Below are 17,462 nucleotides of genomic sequence, written 5' to 3'. Positions count from 1 at the left end.
CATATTTCAATTTTTTTAAGATAATTTTATCTCCTCTTGTGTAAAAAAGTAATATCAATATAAGCCATAAAAATTTAAGTATAAGATTGTTATAATTTACTTTTAAAACTATATTAAGGAGAAGATTTTATGAAAAAAAGTATTGCTCTAACTCTAGGCGCTATATTTTTCTTTTCGGCGTGCAGCAACTCGCTTGATAAAACTACGGTTGCAAAATACGAAGAACGTCTTAACGCTCAAATAAACGAAACTCTTAAAGATTTTCAACAAGATATGGGCGTAAAAATAGAAATTTCTAATTTTTCTTGCGAAGGTGATGGAATGTTTCTTAAATGTTCAAGTCCTAATTTTAGTGTTTTTGCAAAAGACAGCACTCAAACAGAGCAAAAACTCTTCGAAGCAAAAAATTTAGAAATTTATTCTAATGAAATTTACACAGGAGAGGAACAAGGCCTAATCTCTTTGAAGGATTATTATGATAATCTATTGAGTAAAAATAAAAACTTAAAAACAAATTTCACTTTAGAAGGATTTAAGCTTGGAGAAAAGGTAGTCAGTGATATTACCACAAGCTTATCTCAAAGTGAGCCAAAAATTAAAGATTATATCAGCAAACTTAGCTCGGGTGTCTTCACAATTTCATTTGAAAATTCACTTTTTATGAAAAATAGTGATTATAACAATAATTTCAATATGAAAATAAACAATCAAGACTTAAATTTCGATATGAATTTAAATTTTGATTACAAACAAAGCTTGCTTGATTTCTTTGAAAAAGCAGGAATCAAATACAACACACAAACCTATGCAATAGATGAAAAAGCTGTAGAAGAACTTCTAGATCAACGAGGATTTGCTCAACCTATACAAGAAAGTGTTACCTTAAATAATTTTAAAATCAATTCTTCTTTAGATACCCAAGGTGTTTTTGAAAATTATATCACAATCGCTAAAGGTGGCCTAGAAGCTCTTAAAATTCAAAGTCAAAACGAAGAACAAACCTTACTCATAGATAAAGCTTTATTGGCTCTAAATGAAATCACAAAAGATACAGTCTATAAGCTTGATTTAGAAGCTAAGTTTAAGCCTATTGCGTTAAGTGATTATCCTAAAGAGGGTATTAATGCGGTAGAAAAACTAACTGTTAATAATCAAGACTTTACAGAAACACTTAAAATACTTTTTGGTTTCATGATGATACCTATAATGCTTGGAGGCGCAACAGGTTTTTAAACAATATGGAGAGAAATCTCCATTACTCTTCACTTTTGATTTTATTTTAAGCCCAGTTTTATATATTTTTAGATACTTTTTTATTTCTTAATTTAAAGACTTAAAAAGGACGAAATTGAAGATTTTATTTTCTCCAAGCGAAAGCAAAAACGATACTTGCAAAGAAAAACCTATAAATAAAAATTCTTTTATATTTGAAAATTTATTTGATTTTAGAATGCAAGTTGTAAAAAAATATGAAGAATATATAAAAAATGCTGACTTGAAAGCTTTGCAAGAGCTTTTTGGGATAAAAAACGAAAATGAAATTTCTAATTTTCAAAGGGATTTAAAAAACTCTCCCACTCAAAAAGCCATAACGCTTTATAGTGGAGTAAGTTATGAGTATTTAAATTTTGATATTTTAGATAAAAAAAGTCAAGAATACATCCTCGAAAATACTCTTATTTTTTCAAATCTTTTTGGAGTAGTTAAAGCAAGTGATCATTTGCCTTTTTATAAATTTAAACAAGGTGCGAAAATAAATGATTTTGCTATAGAAAAATTTTACAAAGAGCATTTTAGCAAAGCTTTAGATGAATATTTAGAAAATGAGGAATTGCTCGATTTAAGAGCAGGTTTTTACGATAAATTTTACACCCCAAAGCGTAAATTTAGCACTTATAAATTTATAAAAAAAGGTAAAGTAGTCAGCCATTTTGCAAAAGCTTATAAGGGAATTTTACTTGCTCTTTGTGCAAAGATTAAAGCTAAAAATAATACTGATATTTTAAACCATCTTCCATCCAATTTAAGCCTTAAGGAAATTCAAAATAAGGGTTTAAAAGAAGAAATTGTGCTTGAAATTTTAGATTAGTTTTTAAGTGCAATTTATCCCACCCTGCCCTCTTATTTAAATAATAAATTTCAAAAAATATTGTTTCAATATAGATATAAATTTAAAAAATATTTGTTTTATTTTGTTTAATTTTATGAAATTAAAAATTAATACCTAAAATCATCTCTTTTTAAGAAAATTATTATAGTATTATAGGCGAGAATAAAGGAGAACAAGTGCAGTATTTTTTTGTATTTTTAATTATTGTGTTTTTATTTATTGTGTTTATGCTTATCATGCGTTATGAAAAAAAACTCGAGCTTTTAAACCAAAGTATACAAAACATAAAAGAAGAAGTTAATGGACTTAAAAACATCACTCAAAGTAATCGCTCTTTGATTGAAAAAAATCGCTCTGATATTGAAAATATCAATAAATAATTTCAAACAAAAAACACTTTAAGCTCATAAGCTAGCTTGTGATTTAACATTAAAACAAATGTCTTTTCACAAGCTAGCTCTTTTTTATTTTTATAAACGAAACTTTTTAAAAAATCAAGAAGTAAACAGCTTGTCATTTTCCCTTGTAAAATTATATACATGGTATTTTGAGAAATTCCATACTTATAACTTGCTCCGCTAGGAAAAACATCAAGATCAAAATTTACGCTATCATTATTAGCATCGTAATCCAAAATTTCAATTTTTACAAAGCTAGTGTTTAAATCTGTAATTTTTAGTGTTTCAAAAATATTCAATTTTTGATTTTTTTCCACCCTTATGCTTTCTTTTTGTTCGCAAGTATTTGGCATAAAAATAAAACGATCTTTGTTAAAGACTCTTGAAAAAGTATTAAAAGGGGTAAATTTTATATTATTTTTAAGAGCTTCATCATCTTTGATTACTAAAGGCGGAAGATCTACTCCTTCATCCTGTTTTGTTTGACTTGTTGTAAAAATTTCCTCCACTATGATAGTATTTTCTTCGTCTTCATCATACAAACATTTTAAAATTTCATCAAATTCAAAACTATGATCACTAAATTTTAAAAGCGTTACACTATCGGTTATAAAGTCAATCTTGTCTCGATTAGGAATTTTATCTTTGACTATAAATGCTCTATTGTAAAAATATGATTTTTCTATTTCATACTCATCACTTTTACCTTGAAAAAATATTTTCATCTATAAGGCTTTCGCTATAAGCTCCAAAGGACTTGCAAAAATCGCTTTACTAGAATTTTGCTCCAAAGCATTTGAAATTTGCATTCTACACGCTGAACATTCAGCACTGACTACACAGGCTTTACTTTCATCAATCATACTTGCCTTCTTAAGCCCTACACTCAAAGCCCTGTCATAATAATCCGTTTGCATACTTACCCCGCCAAAACCACAACATGCATTAGGATTACTCATTTCAACAAAATGATAATTTGCCTTTAAAAGCTCTCTAGGCTCTTTAAAAACCCCTTGCATTTTTCTTGCATGGCAAGGATCGTGATAGGTAATGCTATAATTAAGCTTTTTCTTGCTTTCTAAAAGCTCTTTTAAGTTTGTAAATTTATAAAAATACTCACTAGCCATATAAATACGAGAGGAAATCTTTTGAGCTCTTTTGGCCCACTCTGGCTCATTTTGCATATGAAAAAAATGTTCTAAATCTATTTTCAACATTGCCGAGCAAGTTGCCTCAGGAATGATAATAGCATCAAGCTTTTCTAATTTTTTTTCAAAATATTCTATATTTTTCTTAGCCAAAATTTCAACACTTTTAAAATCGCCTGTAAAAAATTGCGGTGCGCCACAACAAACTTGCTCTTTCATTAAATCTACATTGATTTTTACTTCTTTGGCAATCTTAAGCACAGCATTAGCTGTATCTATATAAAAGTAATTTGCCAAACAACCCACAAAAAAGCCTATGGTTTTTTCTCCACCATTGTTGATAAAATCAGGGTTTGAATTTAAAAAACTTTTTTTATTAAAACTTGTAAGCAATCTTCCTTTTTTAACAAAAGGCATAGAAAATTTAGCCTTCATGCCTACATTTTTACCTTGACCTTGAATTTTAAAAGCACAGCTTTGAAACACATAGCCTAATTTTGCAGCTAAATCTAAAATTTTACGCCTTCTTAGGAAAAAGAAGATAATTTTTTTATACCATGCTATACCGAATTTTTTAGCTATATCATAGCGCACTTCTTCGATAGCATTATCCACTCTTAATTTACTCGGGCAAACTTCGACACAATTAGTACACAAAAAACAGGATTCAAAAATCTTTTTAGCCTCTTTGTTTAACTCTAGTTTTTCTTCCTTATAGGCTGCTAAAAGATCTAAAAAACCCCTAGGACTTGTAGTTTCATCACGGTTTACTTCATGAATAGTACAAACTGGTATACATTTTCCACATTTAACACAAGCATCGCTTATTTGACTAAACTTCATTACCACCCCATTAAACTGTTTTAGAAAAGACTTTTTTATCTTCACTTATATTTTTCATATAAGCATCAAAACACATAGCTATATTTCGTATCAGCAAAACACCTGTTTCATTTACCAAAATAAAGTTTTCATTTAAATCAATAAATTCTTTGTATTCTTCCAAAGCTTTTAAATCTTCTTTGAAATACTCTTTAAAATCGATTTTAAATTCTTTCTCTATGGCTTTAATATCTAGTCTAAAATTTGCCATCAAATCCATAATTACAGCTTTTCTAAGCTCATCATCATAGCTTAACTTAACCCCTCTTTCAAAAGGCAATCTCCCCTCGCTAATAGCAGCTTCGTAGCTTGGCATATCTTTAAAATTTTGCGCATAATGACTTTGTCCTTCTCCTATACTAGTAAGTCCTATGCCGATCAAATCCGCACCACCCTTGGTAGTATAGCCTTGAAAATTCCTATGTAAAGTCCCATTTTCCAAAGCTTTAAAAAGCTCATCTTCTTCTTTGGCAAAATGATCCATACCTATCATTTTATAACCATTTTGAGTCAAAAATTTCTCACAAAATTCCAAAATTTCAAGCTTGACATCAGGACTTGGCAAAGTATTTTCATCAAATTTTCTCATATTTTTCTTTAGCCAAGGCACATGAGCGTAATTAAAAATAGCCAAACGATCCGGATTTAAAAGCATGGCTTTTTCTAAAGTTTTAGTAAAACTTTGCAAACTTTGAAAAGGCAGGCCATAGATCAAATCCATATTGACAGATTTTATCCCTCTATCTCTTACTAATTTTAAAGCGTTTTGTGTTAGCTCAAAGGGTTGAATTCTATGAATTTCTTTTTGTACTTTTTCATCAAAATCTTGTACTCCAAAACTGATACGATTAAAACCATTTTTGGTTAAAACATCAGCTTGCTCTTCATTTAAAAAACGCGGATCAATTTCACAACTGATTTCAGCATCTTTGGCGAAATTTCCGAAAATGGATTTAATTTTTAAAATCAAACTTTCTAGCTGTTTAGCACTAAAAAAAGTAGGTGTTCCACCACCAAAGTGCATTTGCACTACTTCTCTTTTAGTATCTATAAGGGTGCTTAAAATATCAAGTTCTTGAAAAAGATATTTTAAATATCTCTCCTTACTTTCTTCTTTGGCAGTATAAATAACATTACAGCCACAAAAATAACAAGCACTCCTGCAAAAAGGCAAATGAAAATAAAGCGATAAAGCTTTGTTTTGCTTTTTTAAAATTTCTATATATTCTTCGTATTTGAAATTTGTGTTAAATTCCACTGCAGTAGGATAAGAAGTATAACGCGGCCCCGCCTTAGAATATTTCACAAAAGCTTTATAATCTCTCATTATTCTTTACCCTTTCTACCATGGCTTGCATATCTACAAACAAATTTGGATGTTCTTTTTTGATATCTGCAAGCAATTTTTCAAGATCAATACTGATCTCCATAATACCCTCTTGTGCCTTGCGTTTTATCTCATCCATTGCCACTATCCACACGTCGCTAAAATCAATAGGAATTTGCTGATAAATCGCTTTTTCAAGACGAAGTTCGAAATTCTCTTTTTGAGCTTGTTTTAAATTTTCTAAAATATTTTTAAGACTATTTAAAGAAATAAGTGTATGAATTTGATCATTTTCATCCATTATAAACCAAGGTTCAGGAGAATCAAAACTACCATTTTTAAGCACCAAGCATTTTTCGTTTTCATTCTCACTTTGCTTCATTTCAAATATAGCTCTATCTTCTTTTTTCATGCCTAAATTTTGGCTAAATTCATCAATGCGTTTTAAGCAATTGCTATATTTTTCAAGTTCTTTCACTAAAAACTCCTTATCCTATCTTCTCTAACTTATGAAATTATATAAAATCTTGTTTTTCCTTGTCTAAAAAGCAAAGCAAGGCTTTTACCACATAAAGGCGATTTCTTGCTTCTTCAAAAATCACTTTTGAATGCTTTTCAAAGCTCTCTTCGCTTACTTCATAACCCCTATAAGCAGGCAAACAGTGTAATAAAATAGCATCTTGATTTGCCGCACTCATAGCCTCTTCATCAATAATAAAGCCATCAAAATCTTTAATTTTCTTTTCTTTTTCACTTTCTTCGCCCATAGAAACCCAAGTATCGGTAATAATCACATCTTTACCTTTTATGGCTTCAAATTTATCATGGGTTAAAAGAATTTTTGCTCCTGAAATTTTTGCTTTTTCTTTGGCAAATTCTAAAATTTCACTATTGATTTCATAATTTTTTGGCAATGCAACACTAAAATCAAATCCCAAAATTGCAGCTGCAATAAGCCAAGAATTGCACATATTGTTGCTATCACCCACAAAGGCTACTTTAGCTAGATCATCTTGCATTTTGCCACATTCCTTTATGGTTAACAAATCCCCTAAAACTTGTGTTGGATGATAAAGCTCACTTAAAGCGTTGATAACCGGGGCTTTGGAGTATTTTGCAAATTCTATTAAACTTTCATGCTTATTTACTCTCATCATCACAAAATCAACCATCGCCCCAATCACTCTAGCCGTATCTTTTATAGGCTCACCTCGGCTTAATTGCAAATCATTACTACTTAAAAATAAAGCTTTTCCACCAAGCTCTGTGATAGCAAGTTCAAAAGCCATTCTAGTTCTTGTAGAGTTTTTTTCAAAAATCATTGCTAAAGTTTTATCTTGCAAAAGCTTTTTAGGATTTTTTTTAAGCTCACTTGCATGCTCTACAAGGCTTAAAATTTCATATTTAGAAAAGTCTCTTAGTGTTAAAAAATGTCTCATTTTTCTCCTTTTAACATTTTGGCTAATTCTTTAGCGTGATAAGTGATAATCAGCTTTGCACCCGCTCTTTTAAAAGCTATCATTGTCTCATATAAAACTTTTTCATAATCAATCACCCCTGCACGACCCGCTACTTTTAGCATAGCATACTCACCGCTCACATTATAAACACACAAAGGCAAATTAGAATGAAGTGAAATTTCTTTCACCACATCAAGATAAGCTAAAGCGGGTTTTACCATTAAAATATCCGCTCCTTGTGCTTCATCTTCTAAGCTTTCTTCTAAAGCTTCTTTTCCATTTGCAAAATCCATTTGATAGCTTTTTCTATCTCCATAACTTGGCGTTGAATCTGCTACATCGCGAAATGGACCATAATAACTTGAAGCAAATTTAGTAGAATATGCCATTATAGGTAAATTTTCAAAACCTTCCTCATCTAAGGCTTTACGCAAGGTTTCTATAATACCATCCATCATCCCGCTAGGCGCTATCATATCAACCCCTGCTCTTGCATGGACTAAGGCTTGCTTGGCTGAAATTTCTAAAGTTGCGTCATTATCTACGCTTTTAGTTTTAGGATCAATTATCCCACAATGTCCATGATCTGTATATTCACAAAAGCAAAGATCGCTGATAATAAAAAGATTTGGAAATTCTTTTTTTATCTCTCTTATACTTCTTGCAATAAGTCCCTCATCATCCATCGCATCACTTCCGCAGCTATCTTTTTTATCATTTTCAAGAACACCAAAAAGAATAATCGCTTTTATGCCGAGCTCGCTTATGATTTTACATTCTTTTAAAATTTCATCTAAGCTCATTTGAAATACATCAGGCATAGATGAAATTTCTTTTTTAATTCCTTTGCCATTTACAACAAAAAGAGGATAAATAAGATCATTTACGCTAAGAGTGTGTTCTCTTACCATAGCTCTTAAACTCTCATTAAGTCTAAGTCTGCGGAATCTTTTAAACATTTTTTGTCCTTTTTTTGCTACAATGTTATCATAATTTTGATTATAAAGAGTAGTAAATGGATATAAAAATTTCAGAAATTGCAAATCTACCTAGCAAATGGGGTAGTTTTCAAATTCAAAGCTTCAAAGAAGGAGAAAAAGAGCACTTATGTATATTTAAAAACACTCCACAAGATATCCTAAATTTAAGAATTCACTCAGAATGCTTAACAGGAGATGCTTTAGGAAGCTTAAAATGCGATTGCGGGGAACAACTTGAATTTTCATTAAAATATATAGAAAAGCATGGCGGAATGGTAATTTATCTAAGACAAGAAGGACGCGGGATCGGACTTTTTAATAAAGTCAATGCCTATGCTTTACAAGATAAGGGTTTTGATACCATAAAGGCTAATCATCAATTAGGTTTTAAAGCAGATGAAAGAACTTATGAGATAGTGGAATTTATACTAAAACATTATAAAATCTCTAAGGTTAATTTACTTACTAACAATCCACAAAAAATTCATTCTATACAAGATAAGATTATGGCGCGCGTTCCTATACTCATAAACCCTAATCGCTTCAATGCAAATTATTTAGAAATAAAACAAAATCAAATGGGGCATTTACTTTGAATTTGGATTTTTTAAATTTAATTTTATCTGATTTTAACGAAGAAGATTTTAGAGCCAAGCTTAAAACCTATAAAGAGCTTCTAAATAAATTTAACCGCATTCATAATCTTACCCAATTAAAAAATATAGATGAAAATATTTTAGACAGTATTGAAATTCTTAAATATTTTGATTTTTCCAAAGCAAAAAATATAGTCGATATCGGTAGCGGTGCTGGTTTTCCTGCTATTTTTTTAGCCTTTATCTTGCCAAGTAATTTTCATCTTTTTGAACCCAATCCAAAAAAAGCTGCATTTTTAAGAAGCATCAAAATAGAATGCGATTTAACAAATTTAACCATACATAAAGAAAAAGTTGAAAATTACAAGAGTGCTTTTAAAGCAGATATTATTACCTCAAGAGCTCTTATGGATGTAAAACCTTTAATAAAGCTTTGTTTAAATATAAGTGATCAAAAAACAATTTTTATACTGTGGAAAGGCAGTGAAGTTTTTGACGAAGTAGAAGGATTGAAAGATTATGATATTTTTGAAAATGGCTTAAGAAGATATTGTGTTTTAAAAAATACTCAAAGTGGTATAAATACCACTTCGTGATTACTGCACTACATCGGCACTAAAGACAATATCTACTAAAGGCCATGAAATTCCACCATGTCCTGGTGCAACATCGCTTAGAGCTTTTAAAGCTTGAGAACTATTTTTAAAAGCATGTAAATCAAGCTGTCCTTTGGCTACAAATTTATTATTTTCTATAGTATAGCTTAAAGGTATCAGTGTACTCTTTTTGTCGATAGTTACTCTAGCTGAGATTACGCCTTTATTCTCACCTGCAACTACATCTTTAAAAACTACTTTAATATCTGAATTGCCAAGCAAACTAGGGAAAAACACTTTAGCAAGGTTATCTGTAATGATTTCATTGCCCTCACCCATAAAAACACTGCTTGGATTTACCACTGCTCTAGCACCTTTTAAATAGTTTGCCAAAGTGCTAGTATTTTTAGAAAATTTATATTTAACATCTTTAAATTCTCCACCTACTCCTACCATATCTTCAGTCTTATATCCTTCAAAACTAACTTTCAAGCTATCTTGATTGAAAGAAACAGCACTCAAACTTGTTGCAAGTATCAAAGAGGCTGCAATGCTATAAAACATTTTTTTCATTTTTTTATCCTTTTTTAATAAAATTTTGATTTGCGTGAGAATTATAGCATATTTTTATAAAAAAATAATTTTTTCTAAATAGTAATTTTTATTACCAAAGCATACCTCGAAAAAATAGGGTCAGAAAATATCCTCCAAAAACCAAAACCAATCCCAAAACAAAAGCTAAACCAAAAACTCTTGAACCACTTTTTAAGAATTTTTTAAAGTCGATTTGAAGTCCTAAAGCAGCCATAGCAAAAACAATACAAAGGGTGCAAAGCAATTTTCCAAAAGATATAATATCACTTGTAGAAATTCCAAGAAAATTTTCCTTGCTTGCTAAATAAGTGTTAATAACAATTACCCCTAAAAAAATGAACGCAAAATAAGGGATACTTATGCTTTTTGCTGTTTTTCCATTGCTTGAATGCTGATTTTTAGCAAAAAAATAAGTTACAATCAATAAAAAAGGCACAAGTAAAATCACTCTCATCATTTTTATAATAATGGCAATATTTGAAGCGCTTTGATCAAAATTTGCCATATCTTTTGCCATTTCAGCAGCTCCTGCAACATTAGCTACCTCATGTAAAGTTGCACCCATAAATATACCCATAGCACGCTGATCAAAATGAGGAAAAAGATCTAAAGAAAAAGCCATAGGATATAAAAACATAAAAACAAGCCCAAAAATTACTACTGTGCCAACAGCTAGAATTCCTTTAAATGGATCACTTTTTAGGCTTGACTCTAAAGCTAAGACAGCTGCTGCTCCACAAATAGCACTACCAGCACCTACTAGCATAGAAGTTTCTTTATCTAACTTAAAAACCTTTACACCTATAATCAAAGATAAAATAAAAATAAAAAATATAACTATCATAGAAAGCATAAATCCTTTTAACCCCACACTTAAAAGTTCGGTTAAAGTAATATTAAAACCATACAAGATAATACCCAGTCTTAAAAGTTTTTTAGCACTAAAATGCACTCCTGCTTGTAAATGATGTTGGTATTTAAAAAACCAAGGTGAAAGCAACGCTCCTATAATAATAGCAAAAGCAGCTGCTGCTAAATGGGTTGTATCTTTAATACTTTGAACACTTGAAAGATACATTGCAAAAACCACTATACAGGCTGTAAAAATCAAACCTTTAAAATTTGAAATCAGTATATTTTTATAATGCTCTATTTTTTTTATCATATTTTTTCTCCTTTAATTTGCAATTATAAAATTACAATTAAATATTTTCTTGCCATTATAGTCATTTTTATACTATAATAAAAATATATTATTTTAATTTTTATAATAAATTTTTTTTAATTAAAAAAGACGGATAAAAATCTCAATGAAAATCAAAGATATGGAAATTTTTTTAGATCTTTTAAATACCCAAAGCCCTACTCATACGGCCAATAATTTTGCCATTACTCAACCTAATGTTTCTATTATTATCAAAAATTTAGAACAAGACTTGGGCGAAGTATTGTTTGAAAGACTAGGAAAAAAGCTTTTACCCACTCCAAAAGCTTTATATTTAGGTAAAATTTGGCTAAAGCTAGTGCAGGATTATTACAGAAGCTTAGAAGAACTTAGTGATGAAAATACCCTTTTAGGAGAAATCAATATAGCAGCTACTCAAAGCATAGCTGAACATTTTCTTGCTCCTATTTTATTTGATTTTAAATCTGAATTTAGCAATGTTAAAATACATTTTCAAACGCAAAATTCAAAAGAATGTTTCAATTTATTAAAAAATGGAGATATAGAATTTGCCATCATTGAAGCAGAACTTAATCCTACTTTAATAGAGCATGAAGGATTAAAAATGCAATTTTGGAAAAAGGATGAACTTATAGTTGCTAGCAGTGATAAAAATTTAAGCCAAAGAGAATTTTATATCGATGAATTGCTTGACCAAAAGTGGATTTTACGCGAAACAGGCTCAGGACTTAGAGATAAATTTTTAAACGAAATAGGCAATGTGTCCAAAAAACTTAAATTCTTTCTAGAGCTTGATAGAATGTCTGCTATTAAAGAATTAGTCATTCAAAAAAATGCCATTTCTATTTTCTCTAAAAAAAGCATAGAAAAAGAATTAAAAAATTCAATTTTATATGAGGTAAAATTAAAAAATATTAATCTTTGGCGTAATTTTTATACCCTAAAAAGAAAAAATTATAATTTTAATAGAGCTTTGGAAAAATTTGAAAAAATATTCCAACAATAAAAACTAAATTTTATACAAATGTTAAGCAAAATTTAGATAAAATCCAAGGCTTATATAAAAATCAAGGAAATCTCAATGAATGCCAAAACCCAAGATATGGAACTTGAAGAGCTCTTTAAAGAAAATGAAAAAGATTATATCACTTATGAAAAATTAGTAAAATACTTCGGTAAGCAACCTAATTCAGCTACTGCTAAAAAAGTCCAAACTTTAATGAAAAAGTACAAAGTGCAATTATTTTCGGCTGCTGAAATTGCACAAATGAAAAATATAGAAGATGCAAAAAGATTGCAAGAAGAAAAACAAAAATTACAAGATACTAGCCTTGAAAACGAATTTGATTTAGCCAATGAAAATGATTTACTAGAATGGAGCAGATCAGATTCTCCTGTGCGTATGTATTTAAGAGAAATGGGACAAATTGCACTTTTAAATAAAGATGAAGAAATCGAAATTTCCAAAAAAATTGAACTTGGCGAAGATATTATCATAGATGCTTTTTGTTCTGTGCCTTATTTGATTGACTTTATTTTAGATTATCGTGAACCATTGATCAATAGAGAAAGAAGAGTAAAAGAACTTTTTAAAAGCTTTGATGATGAAGAAAAAAACGACGATAAGCTTGATGAGTTAGAAGATGAAGATGAAGAAAATGATGAAGAATTGGAAAATGAAGAAGAAACTCCTAAAAAAACAAGTAAAAAAGAGGATGAAAGAACTTTAAAAGTCATAGAAAAATTTAAAGCTTTAGAGAAGGCAAAAAAAGATTGGTTAAAGGTTTCTAAAGACAAAGAAAGCGGAGATGAAATTTTAGATAAACTTGGCATTGCTTTTAAGAAAAATATCCTAAAAGAAAAATTAATGGATCTGGGTCCAACTTCTAAACTCATCAGTGAAATTGTAAAATCAATGGAAACCGCCTTAAAAAGTGATGAGGAATTTGACAAAGAATTAAAACGCCTAGAATACCGCCTGCCGATGTTTTCCGAAGAATTGAAAAGTCGTCATGCCAATATCTTAAAAGATATTACAAAATTAAGCAAAGAAGAAATCACCGAAAGAGCACTTGAAACAACTATGGTAAGCACTTATATGGAGATAAAAAAGCTTTTTCAAACCAAAGAAGCAAGTGAAAAAAGTTTTGATTTGGAGAAGGAGCGTTTAAAAGAAATTTTAGAGCAAATCAAGCGAGGTAAAAAAATTTCTGATGAAGCTAAAACCAGAATGGCTAAATCAAATTTGCGTCTTGTTGTAAGTATTGCTAAGCGTTATACAAACCGCGGCTTACCTTTTTTAGATCTTATTCAAGAAGGCAATATAGGTCTTATGAAAGCGGTAGATAAATTTGAGTATAAAAGAGGATATAAATTTTCTACCTATGCAACTTGGTGGATAAGACAAGCTATTTCAAGAGCGATTGCGGATCAAGCTAGAACCATAAGAATACCTATTCACATGATAGAAACTATCAATCAAATCAATAAAATCATCCGCGAGCATTTGCAAAAAGATGGAAAAGAACCGGATGTAAGTGTTATAGCTAAAGAGGTAGGACTGAGTGTGGATAAGGTTAAACAAGTGATTAAAATCACCAAAGAGCCTATCTCACTTGAGGCACCTATTGGAAGCGAAGATGATGGCAAATTTGGAGATTTCGTAGAAGATAGAAATTCGCTCTCGCCTATGGATCATATTTTAAAAGATGATTTAAAAGAACAAATTGATGAAGTTCTTGATCAGCTAAACGATAGAGAAAAAGCTGTCATTCGTATGCGTTTTGGTCTAATGGACGATGAAAGCGATAGAACCTTAGAAGAAATAGGCAAAGAATTAAATGTTACACGCGAAAGAGTAAGACAAATAGAAAGCTCTGCGATTAAAAAACTTAAACATCCAAAAGTGGGTAGAAAACTTAAAAACTATATCGAGGGTTGGAAATAATTAATCCAACTCCTTTTCCTCTTTTAATTTTCTCACATGTTCAAAAAATATCACTTTTCCACTGTGCGCTTTTAAATCCTTAAAGTCTTCTATATCAAATTCTAAACAAAGCATAGATGAAGTAGGAAAAGAAGTTAAACATAAAGAACCTAAATATTCTCCAAGTTCCATTAAAGTAGGATTATGCCCTACTAATAAAACTTCATTATATTTCTTATCAATAGTTTGTAAAATTTGATATATTTTAGACAAATCAGCAAGATATAATTCATCTATAAATTGAATTTTTTCCTTGTCAAGGTTATAAAATTTGGCTATTTTTTTAGCTGTCTTAGCAGTGCGTTTAGATGGGCTTGAAAGTATAAAATCAAAATTTATCTTATGAAATTTTAAATTATAAAAAAGTTTCTCTAAATCTTCTTTACCTCTTTTACTTAACTTCCTATCAAAATCTTGTACTTCCTCATTTTTAACGGCCTTTGCATGCCTTAGTATATATATTTTCTTCAAATTTTTCTCCTTAACTTCCCTAAAAAATATCCACAAATAAAACCAAAAATATGTCCATACCATGCGACATTTACACCCATAAGTAATGGGGCAAAACTCATTAGTAAAATAGCGACTATAAGTCCTTTTGTGCTACTTTTATCAAGAAAAGCATAATACCCCATCAAAACACAAATCGCCCCACTTGCTCCTACAAGATTAATCATTTCGCTAAGCTGATTAAAGGAAAAATATACATAAAAGGCACTCAAAATTGAGCACATTATCCCACCTATTATATACAACAAAAAGAAGCGAAAAGCACCCAAATAAGGCTCTAAAATACGACCAAATTGAAATAAAACTATCATATTTAAGATAAGATGGGTTAAATTTCCATGTATAAACATCGAGCTTAAAATTTGCCAATAAGCTCCTTTAAAAAACAAAATATTTAACCCAAGTAAGCTATAATACTCATAAGGAATTGTAAAATAAAATAAAATATTTATAAGAATCAGTAAAATTACAACCAAAAATAACCTTTAAAATATTTATGTTATTGTCTTAAAATTCACATAAAATTCACATAAATTCATTAAAATTTAGTGTAAAATAATAAATAGGAAAAACTTTGAAAATAAAATTTTACGGCATTATAGCCATCTTATCTAGCTTTTTAAACGCTGATATGATAATATCTCCTAACGAGCTTCCAAGTATTTCTAAAGAATTTTTAAAAAATAATTTTCAAGCTCCCATAGGCATAGTACAAAGAGACAGGCATTCTTATGAAGTTTATTTAAGTGATGGAACGGAATTAGAATTTGAAAGTGATGGATCATGGAAAGAGATAGAAAGCAAAGTCTTTCCCTTTGATTTAAATTTTCTACCTCCAAATTTAACAAATATTATTCAAAACAAATTCCCTAACACCAAAGCTAGGGAGATCGAAAGAAAAATCAATTATTATAAAATCAAGCTTACTAACAATATAGAAGTGCATATTGATTTTAATGGTACGATTTTATATACAGAATACGATGATTGAAATTTTGTCCAAGTATTCCATATATAAAAATTTATATCTTTTAAGAAATCTGTTTTAAGCCAAAAGTTCTAGGATTATTAAATTCTAGAGCTTTTAAATTTGTATCACTTCTTTAACATCGCTATATTCAATTTTTTCTTTTTCGAGTAAAATTTTAGCAAGCATTGAAATTTTTTCTTTTAAAGGGAATAAAAACTCATCTAATTCCTTTTTAATTTCACTTAAATTTGGCTCTTCAAGCATATCAAAACTCATCATATAATCAAACAATTCTTTAACTTTTAAAAAATCATTCTGTGAGTTTGTATAGCTTTCATTATAAATCAAACCCATAGCTCTAGAACCCGCCAAATAAACTTTGATACGATTGATAAGTTCTGATTTTGAGCGAATGGCATGCTCATATTCTTTAAAACGATCTTCAATAAGGGTAATTTTTTCAAATCCTATATCAAAATAATACGCACTCAAAGCTTTCGCAGCTTGATAAGTCGCTTGTATAACCTTTTCTTCATCATTAAAACTTAGAATTTTTTTCTTTCCCAAAAGTACTTTATTTAATACAGCGTAAAAATCACTTTCTTCCACCAAAGCACTATTTCTTCTTAAGGCATTGATAGCTGCCTCATTGACCAAGGTTTCAAGTCCAGCACCACTAAAGCCTACGCTTGCTTTTGCAATTTTATTTAAATCGATATTGTTATTTTTACTTTTCATATAAATTTCTAAAATTTTAAGCCTATCTTTAAAATCCGGCAAAGATAAAAAAATGCGTCTATCAAAACGCCCCGAGCGAAGCAAAGCCGGATCCATTAATTCGATTTTATTAGTTGCAGCAATTACGATAACACCGCTATTATCTTCAAAACCATCCATTTGAGTTAAGAGTTGATTTAAAGTGCTATCTCTTTCGACATTAGACATTTCACCCCTTGCCTTACCCACTGCGTCAATCTCATCGATAAAAATAATACTTGGAGCCATCATTTTAGCTCTAGAAAAAAGCTCTCTTACTCTTTTAGCTCCCATTCCTACATAAATTTCAACAAAGCTTGATCCACTTTGATAAAAAAAAGGCACCCCTGCTTCACCTGCAACCGCTTTAGCAATCAAAGTTTTTCCTACCCCTGGAGGTCCTATCATTAAAACACCCTTTGGCATTTTTACACCAAATTCTTTATATTTTTTGGGATTTTGCAAAAAATCCACAAGTTCGCTAAGCTCCATTTTTACTTCATCAACACCCGCTACATCATTAAAAGTGATATTGGAAATCACAGGTTTTATATTAGAACTTTCTAAATTTGTAGTAGAAGCTTGAGCTTGAGTTTTATTAGATATAGGATACTTAGCCAATTCCTTTTTACGCGTAAAATAAACAAGGCTTAATAAAAGTGCGATAAGAAACACAAACAAAACAAAAAATGTCCATAAGGTATTGTCTTTTTTGATTTCCACGGGAACTTTTGATAAAAGCACTTTAATATCTATACCATCTTTTACGATCACATAACTCTCACCCTTAGCTTTAAGCCAAATTTCATCCTTGTCAATCACTGCTTTTTCGATTAAATTTTGGCTTAATAAACTTTGGTAAAGATTTTCATCTATGTATTTAGGTTCATTTTTAAAATATAAAATCCCAAAAAGCAAACACAAGATAAGAAAAGATATCAGTATAATTTTTTTATTTTTCAT

19 protein-coding genes are annotated in these 17,462 nt (G+C 30.0%); 8 read left to right on the top strand and 11 right to left on the bottom strand.

The window, feature by feature from the left end; genetic code table 11:
• Positions 1 to 129 precede the first annotated feature (129 nt).
• The 3 genes from AAID94_04075 to AAID94_04065 all read left to right on the top strand — a co-directional run bounded on the left by AAID94_04075 (position 130) and on the right by AAID94_04065 (position 2,490).
• Complete coding sequence (locus AAID94_04075) at positions 130 to 1,233, top strand: JlpA family lipoprotein adhesin (protein XAK24699.1); 1,104 nt, start codon at positions 130 to 132, stop codon at positions 1,231 to 1,233.
• Positions 1,234 to 1,348: 115 nt separating this feature from the next.
• Entirely contained in the window at positions 1,349 to 2,089 is a 741-nt protein-coding gene (yaaA, locus tag AAID94_04070; GenBank protein ID XAK24698.1) for a peroxide stress protein YaaA, read from the top strand.
• 197 nt (positions 2,090 to 2,286) lie between these two features.
• Complete coding sequence (locus AAID94_04065; protein XAK24697.1) at positions 2,287 to 2,490, top strand: hypothetical protein; 204 nt, start codon at positions 2,287 to 2,289, stop codon at positions 2,488 to 2,490.
• 2 nt (positions 2,491 to 2,492) lie between these two features.
• Here AAID94_04065 and AAID94_04060 read toward each other — a convergent pair whose 3' ends face one another.
• Genes AAID94_04060 through hemB form a run of 6 tightly spaced genes read right to left on the bottom strand, consistent with a single transcriptional unit; the run spans position 2,493 to position 8,284 of the window.
• Positions 2,493 to 3,233 (bottom strand): DUF5416 family protein, encoded by a 741-nt coding sequence (locus tag AAID94_04060; protein ID XAK24696.1) that lies wholly within the window; start codon positions 3,231 to 3,233, stop codon positions 2,493 to 2,495.
• Complete coding sequence (locus AAID94_04055; protein ID XAK24695.1) at positions 3,234 to 4,499, bottom strand: (Fe-S)-binding protein; 1,266 nt, start codon at positions 4,497 to 4,499, stop codon at positions 3,234 to 3,236. It lies immediately after the preceding gene.
• A gap of 10 nt (positions 4,500 to 4,509) precedes the next feature.
• Positions 4,510 to 5,865: an oxygen-independent coproporphyrinogen III oxidase gene (gene hemN / locus AAID94_04050; GenBank protein ID XAK24694.1), complete on the bottom strand. Its 1,356-nt coding sequence runs from the start codon at positions 5,863 to 5,865 to the stop codon at positions 4,510 to 4,512.
• Positions 5,852 to 6,343 (bottom strand): DUF2603 domain-containing protein, encoded by a 492-nt coding sequence (locus AAID94_04045; protein XAK24693.1) that lies wholly within the window; start codon positions 6,341 to 6,343, stop codon positions 5,852 to 5,854. The genes hemN and AAID94_04045 overlap by 14 nt, the downstream gene beginning before the upstream one ends.
• 37 nt (positions 6,344 to 6,380) lie before the next feature.
• On the bottom strand, positions 6,381 to 7,304 hold the full coding sequence (gene argF, locus AAID94_04040; protein ID XAK24692.1) for an ornithine carbamoyltransferase: 924 nt from the start codon (positions 7,302 to 7,304) through the stop codon (positions 6,381 to 6,383).
• Entirely contained in the window at positions 7,301 to 8,284 is a 984-nt protein-coding gene (hemB, locus tag AAID94_04035; protein ID XAK24691.1) for a porphobilinogen synthase, read from the bottom strand. The genes argF and hemB overlap by 4 nt, the downstream gene beginning before the upstream one ends.
• 56 nt (positions 8,285 to 8,340) lie before the next feature.
• Here hemB and ribA point away from each other — a divergent pair, with 56 nt between their 5' ends.
• Together ribA and rsmG are read left to right on the top strand one after the other, a co-directional pair.
• A complete protein-coding gene (ribA, locus tag AAID94_04030; GenBank protein XAK24690.1) occupies positions 8,341 to 8,901 on the top strand; it encodes a GTP cyclohydrolase II in 561 nt (186 codons plus the stop codon).
• Complete coding sequence (gene rsmG / locus AAID94_04025; GenBank protein XAK24689.1) at positions 8,898 to 9,497, top strand: 16S rRNA (guanine(527)-N(7))-methyltransferase RsmG; 600 nt, start codon at positions 8,898 to 8,900, stop codon at positions 9,495 to 9,497. Before ribA ends, rsmG begins: the two co-directional genes overlap by 4 nt.
• Here the strand turns inward: rsmG and AAID94_04020 are convergent, their stop codons facing one another.
• Together AAID94_04020 and AAID94_04015 are read right to left on the bottom strand one after the other, a co-directional pair.
• Entirely contained in the window at positions 9,498 to 10,070 is a 573-nt protein-coding gene (locus AAID94_04020) for a hypothetical protein (protein XAK24688.1), read from the bottom strand.
• Between the two features lie 91 nt (positions 10,071 to 10,161).
• Positions 10,162 to 11,256, bottom strand: a complete 1,095-nt coding sequence (locus AAID94_04015; protein ID XAK24687.1) for a YeiH family protein — start codon at positions 11,254 to 11,256, stop codon at positions 10,162 to 10,164.
• A 145-nt stretch (positions 11,257 to 11,401) separates the two neighbouring features.
• On the opposite strand from AAID94_04015, the gene AAID94_04010 reads away from it, so the two are divergent.
• Entirely contained in the window at positions 11,402 to 12,283 is an 882-nt protein-coding gene (locus AAID94_04010; GenBank protein ID XAK24686.1) for a LysR family transcriptional regulator, read from the top strand.
• Positions 12,284 to 12,358: 75 nt separating this feature from the next.
• Entirely contained in the window at positions 12,359 to 14,224 is a 1,866-nt protein-coding gene (gene rpoD, locus AAID94_04005) for an RNA polymerase sigma factor RpoD (GenBank protein XAK24685.1), read from the top strand.
• Here rpoD and AAID94_04000 read toward each other — a convergent pair whose 3' ends face one another.
• A complete protein-coding gene (locus AAID94_04000; protein ID XAK24684.1) occupies positions 14,225 to 14,734 on the bottom strand; it encodes a histidine phosphatase family protein in 510 nt (169 codons plus the stop codon).
• Complete coding sequence (locus tag AAID94_03995) at positions 14,731 to 15,249, bottom strand: rhomboid family intramembrane serine protease (GenBank protein XAK24683.1); 519 nt, start codon at positions 15,247 to 15,249, stop codon at positions 14,731 to 14,733. Before AAID94_03995 ends, AAID94_04000 begins: the two co-directional genes overlap by 4 nt.
• 98 nt (positions 15,250 to 15,347) lie before the next feature.
• Between AAID94_03995 and AAID94_03990 the strand changes: the two genes are divergently transcribed.
• On the top strand, positions 15,348 to 15,764 hold the full coding sequence (locus tag AAID94_03990) for a PepSY-like domain-containing protein (GenBank protein XAK24682.1): 417 nt from the start codon (positions 15,348 to 15,350) through the stop codon (positions 15,762 to 15,764).
• Between the two features lie 93 nt (positions 15,765 to 15,857).
• Here the strand turns inward: AAID94_03990 and AAID94_03985 are convergent, their stop codons facing one another.
• Positions 15,858 to 17,462, bottom strand: a complete 1,605-nt coding sequence (locus AAID94_03985) for an ATP-dependent metallopeptidase FtsH/Yme1/Tma family protein (GenBank protein ID XAK24681.1) — start codon at positions 17,460 to 17,462, stop codon at positions 15,858 to 15,860.

This window comes from Campylobacter coli (assembly GCA_039516895.1).
GTDB classification, from domain to species: Bacteria; Campylobacterota; Campylobacteria; order Campylobacterales; family Campylobacteraceae; genus Campylobacter_D; species Campylobacter_D coli_B.
The sequence above is the reverse complement of the archived record's forward strand: the minus strand, read 5'-3'. Positions and strand labels throughout refer to the sequence as shown.